4 protein-coding genes and 1 pseudogene are annotated in these 5,097 nt (G+C 30.4%); 4 read left to right on the top strand and 1 reads right to left on the bottom strand.

Going from position 1 to position 5,097, the window contains the following annotated elements:
* Window positions 1-119: 119 nt before the first annotated feature.
* The 4 genes from QSE00_RS24995 to QSE00_RS25010 all read left to right on the top strand — a co-directional run bounded on the left by QSE00_RS24995 (window position 120) and on the right by QSE00_RS25010 (window position 3,784).
* Complete coding sequence (locus QSE00_RS24995) at window positions 120-707, top strand: hypothetical protein (protein ID WP_286107997.1); 588 nt, start codon at window positions 120-122, stop codon at window positions 705-707.
* Between the two features lie 187 nt (window positions 708-894).
* Window positions 895-1,821: an SMEK domain-containing protein gene (locus QSE00_RS25000; RefSeq protein WP_286107998.1), complete on the top strand. Its 927-nt coding sequence runs from the start codon at window positions 895-897 to the stop codon at window positions 1,819-1,821.
* A 3-nt stretch (window positions 1,822-1,824) separates the two neighbouring features.
* Complete coding sequence (locus QSE00_RS25005; protein ID WP_286107999.1) at window positions 1,825-2,064, top strand: ABC-three component system middle component 6; 240 nt, start codon at window positions 1,825-1,827, stop codon at window positions 2,062-2,064.
* Window positions 2,057-3,784: a DUF2326 domain-containing protein gene (locus tag QSE00_RS25010; protein WP_286108000.1), complete on the top strand. Its 1,728-nt coding sequence runs from the start codon at window positions 2,057-2,059 to the stop codon at window positions 3,782-3,784. Before QSE00_RS25005 ends, QSE00_RS25010 begins: the two co-directional genes overlap by 8 nt.
* A gap of 1,110 nt (window positions 3,785-4,894) precedes the next feature.
* Here QSE00_RS25010 and QSE00_RS25015 read toward each other — a convergent pair.
* Window positions 4,895-4,975, bottom strand: a pseudogene (locus tag QSE00_RS25015) (subclass B1 metallo-beta-lactamase); the annotation flags it as partial.
* Between the last annotated feature and the right edge of the window lie 122 nt (window positions 4,976-5,097).

Raw genomic sequence — 5,097 nt, forward strand, 5'->3', positions numbered from 1 at the left:
AAAACGAACCTTCGGGAACTCTTCAGCAAAACTAAATTTCAAAATGACAAAGAACGAAATAGGCTTAATGGGCCAAATTTATTTAATTTTTAAAACGTCCCAATTTTAATGGGACACTAGTGAGTTTAAATATTATATATAAAATTCTAACAGAGCTTGAATTTGTGGACGATTCAAACGAAGTTCTAAGACAATGGAAAAAAGAAAATAATTTAGGCGAAGACTTAAAATTAATTGAACAAGGCTTAGAATTTGAAACTATACAAGATATTCAGGTAATTGATGGCCAGTTATATAAACGAATGAATTATTCGTCGGTCTCAAAAAACTCAGTACTAGTAGAAGACTTTAGACAGGACTTCACCAAAGCCTTTTTAGAAGAAGACAGAGTAGATATCAAGTCATTTAAAGTTAGAAGTATAAAATATTCTTCCCCAGGATTTGCTGATTTAATGGGAGCAGGAAAAATTGTGGAGCAGATTTTCGACATGTTCAAACATTACTTCCCTAATAAAGAAACTAAATTGAAGAACAGTCTTTTAGAGCAGGATATAATTTCAAAACGAATCGAAAACCTAAAAAATCTAGGATTCTCAAAACAGGAACTTCAAAAATTCTTGGATGTTAGAAACAGTTCCATTTTAAATATAAAGAATTTGAAATTATCTGATAAAATAACAAAAGTTGAAGTGAAGGAAATAGAATAAAACTATTTACACTAACTAAGGCTTTTGGGGCCAACTACCAATTTGGCGTGGCAAATGGAAACAAAAAGTAGCATTGCCTATGCCAAATGCTTAGTCCAACAGTTATTTGAAAGTAATATAATCATGACTAGAAATAAATTAAAAATTATGAAAGACAAAATTTAGAAGAAGTATCTTTGCAACGAAAATGGACAACAGGCAAATCTACATATCATTAATTACGAAAAGACTAACGTATCTTCAGAAAGAAGTAGAGAATTTTAATTCACTAAATTTAACTGACATCAATGTTTTTGCTGAAAATTTTTATAGAGACTTTTTCAATTTAATTGGATTTGAATTTAACAATACGAATTTTGAAAGTAATAATTTTGCCCATATAGACCTAATTGACACTGTTAATAAGCAAGCAATTCAGGTTACGTCCCAAAATGACAATATCAAAATTAAAGAAGCGATTGATGGCTTTTTCGCAAAACCAGAAAATCAAGACTATAAATTACAAATATTGCTCATTTCAAAAGATGCAAAAAATTACAGAACGAAGTTCGGGAAAAACTTTAATCATAAAGAAGATGTTTTAGACATTAAAAGACTTCTTGCAATTATTAATGACATTCCAGAAATTGATAAGATTAAAGATTTAGCAGACTTTTTGAACAATAATGTATTAACAGAAAGACAAAAAACAGAATGTTCGGAAGTTGAAACCATAATGGAGCTAATTAATTATCTTAGTTTAAATAAAAACAGGATAATTATTAACAAAACTGTAAACGTTGATCCAGAAAATAAAATTGAAAATAGATTTAGTGAACATTCAGTTTACCTTAAACAACAATATGCAGGTTTATATGGTAAATATAATGGCCCTTTGATTGAAGCAAAATCAGAGATTGATAGCGTGGAAGCTGAAATAATTTCAGATTTTTTAAAAGATGAAAGTGACATTATTTTAACTAAGGAAAAAAATAATCCTAAACTCGCTTTGCATTCACTTGTTGAGTTATTTTATGGAAAACTTACTTCTAATGGAGTTAAGTTTGACAAACAAGCTATTAAGTTTTACCTACTTGATGAATTAATCAATTGCAATGTGTTTCCAAACAAATAATTTATGTTAATATCTAAAGACGAAAATATAAAGACTTCATCCATCTATGTTGCATCTCTTATTTTGAAACAAATTCAAAAAAAGAAGGTGGATAAAATTTCAATTTTCGAAGTTTCTAAAGAACTAAAAAAACATGATATAACTCGTTATCGACACTTATTTTTTGGCCTTGCATTTTTATATTCTTCAGGTATAGTTGATTTTCAAGAACCTTTTATTTACATCAAAAATAAGAATGATTAAAATCAATAGACTATATAGCGAGCCTGAAATTTTCACACCAATATCATTTGATTTTGGAGTCAATATAATAATGGGTGAGAAATCAGAAAAGACAAATAAAAAAATTGGTGTTGGGAAATCAGTATGTATTGAATTTATTAACTTTTGCCTATTAAAAAGAATATCAGATAGTCGACTAAACTTGATACCTAAAAAAAATGCTGATATTATTGAAAGCCAAATAAAATTAGACTTAAATTTCAATAATAAAAGGATTGTAATTTCTCGTTCTATTATTAACCCTGAGCAGGTTTCAATTCAAATTGATAACGAAAATATTTATTTTGAAAAGCTAGAGGACTCTTCAGAATATCTCGGCAATCTTTATTTTGAAAATTACCCTGCAAAGACTACTAGACTAAGTTTTAGAAACCTGTTACAACCGATTATAAGAGACGAACGATCTGAATTTAAAGATTTAATAAAATGTTTTGACACAAATAAGTCGATTCCACCTGATTATAGTCCTCATCTATTCTTTTTGAATGTAGGTCTTGAAAAATACAAAGAGATAAAAAATGTAAATGAGGCACTAAAAAAGAAAAGGGCTTTTTACTCTGAAACAAAAAAACTGGTAACAAATAACAATGAAATAAAAATTCAAGACGCTAAAGCTCACCTCAATGAATTAGAAAGTGAAGTTGAAAAAGTTAATAGGGCAATTGAAAACTTAAAAACCAATGAATCATTTGAACTAATTCAAGAAGATTTAGTGAAACTAGAGGCAAAATTAGCAGACTTAAGGACTAAACAACAAGCGATAAAATATGAGATTAAACAAATAGACTCATTCCCTAAGCCTGAAAGTATCAATGAAAATGAAATTCAAATAATTTTTAATCAGTTCAAGAAGGGTCTTGGAAACTTAGTTGAAAAGTCTTTGGAAGAATTGAAAGAATTTAAAAACAAGATTGATGTCTTTAGAAACTCGATTGTAAATGACCGCTTGGCAAGCTTAAAAACTGAATTATCCGAAATTAACTCAAATGTTAGAAAACTTGATGAAGAATATTCGGAAAAAATATCATTATTAGACAATGGAGAGGTTTTAAAAGATTTGAAGACATCAATTAGAGTTTTCAATGAAAAGAATCGGGAGTTAAATAATTTACGTTCATTAATTCAAAAATATGATGAATCAGAGCGAGACAAGAAGAAACTTGAGGCAGATAAGGCTGTTTTGATATCCGACTTGGAAGAAGAATTATATAAAAACGAAAAAACATTAAAGAGTTTTAAAGAATCTATACTAAACATTCACGAAAGAATTATGGGAAATCGTGAAGCACATTTTGAGATTAAAACAACAAAAAATCAAAGTGTAGTTGATTTTATAATGAGAACTGATGATGATGGTAGTCATTCCACTGAAAGAATGAAAGTGTTTATATATGACATTGCATTAATGTTGAATGAATACACTCGAAGAAATCACCCAGGATTCTTAATCCACGACAACATTTTTGAAGATGATGATTCAATTGAAAAAAGTCTAAATTTTTTGTTTGAGTATAATAGCAAAACACCAAATGAATTTCAGTATATAGTTACGCTTAATAGTGATTTGATTGAATCGGCTTCAAGGAATGGTAAACTTTTATTTAAATCGGATTACTTAAAACGAGCAGCATTCACTAAGGATGACCGATTTTTGGGTATTAAGTATAACGAAACTAAATAGAAAACAGAAAGCTAGCATCAAATGAGTGAATTGGTTACCCATCACATGATGAACTGCGCCTCACCTACCACCTCGGACCTAGCCTGAGGCAGGTTAAAATTACAGATCAGGCACCCGTGATTGGGATTATGTCGGGTAGGGCTAGTTCGATAATGAAGATAACCGTATGGAGGGGCCTGCAAGGTCATAATTTTAAAATTAATACGCGTATTAATAATTTTTGTAACCTTGTCAGCAGTAATTCATAAACTAGCTTTTATGAACACGAAATTGACATTAACAATAGAAACGGAAATAATTGAAAGGGAAAAAAATTCTTACCAAAGTAGAACATATCCATAAGGGTAAAAAACATAATCAGATAGTAGAGTCGCAAAAAGGTTCTTTTAAAATGCCGAAAAATATGGATTACAAGAAAGAGCTTAGGGATAGATTAGAAAAGAAATATTTATGTCGAAATAGAAATTAACGAGATATGGCATTGTGAAATTCTCCGCTAATGACAAAAGGCAATCAAAATCAATTTTAGCAAGAAACCTAAAGGATTTCAAAAAAAAGTGAGTTGGCTATTTTGACACTAGAAACCTATTTAAAAGGAAAAACAAGTAGTTAAGTTGCCCAAACAAATACACTACAAATAAAAAAAACAACTTTTAAAGGACATTACCATTATTAAACAAAAGCACAATGCGCCCTAATTCGATTTTATTAAACGCTTATCCGCCCGAACGCTATAAAATCGAATCAGGATCCATGCGCAGTTAAGTTATGGTAAGATTTGGGCATCGTGATTCCCTACCTAAGAATTAGTGAAAAAATGACCAACCGCTTTGCCTATTTACGCCAAAAACTACCAAAAAATCTTTGCTCAAATATTAAACTTTTGTTAAAGGTGGGCAATTCGGTCGCACTCCTAATAGCATCTTTGGGAATGCCCAACAAAACGGGGTTTAATCCGTTTTGGGTCACTCCCACCTCGAGTACAAACAAAACCCCGTAAATCATATGATTTATGGGGTTTTTATTTTTCAACCACTTCCTTAAGCGCCGATCAGGAATCAAATATTTTGTAAAGTATGGATCAATACATAGCTGAGGAATAGAACATACTTATTGGAACAGTTTTATGGTATATTCCAATAATTCGGTTCCTCCATAATTTCCGTGTCCCGGAATTACAATTTTAATGTCGTATCCCTCCGAGCAACTGCGTCTTTTATGACGTGATGTGGCTTTTTACCTTTGGCATAAACTATTTGAGTTATGACAAAAAAGGATAATGCTTTGCGGATGCGTAAATTGGTAAAGGAGTT

Origin of the sequence: Arenibacter flavimaris, assembly GCF_030291335.1 — a bacterium.
GTDB lineage: Bacteria > Bacteroidota > Bacteroidia > Flavobacteriales > Flavobacteriaceae > Arenibacter.

Coding starts and splice junctions, on each gene's coding strand:
- QSE00_RS25000 (WP_286107998.1), top strand. CDS start 895: ATGGACAACAGGCAAATCTACATATCATTAATTACGAAAAGACTAACG.
- QSE00_RS25005 (WP_286107999.1), top strand. CDS start 1,825: ATGTTAATATCTAAAGACGAAAATATAAAGACTTCATCCATCTATGTT.
- QSE00_RS25010 (WP_286108000.1), top strand. CDS start 2,057: ATGATTAAAATCAATAGACTATATAGCGAGCCTGAAATTTTCACACCA.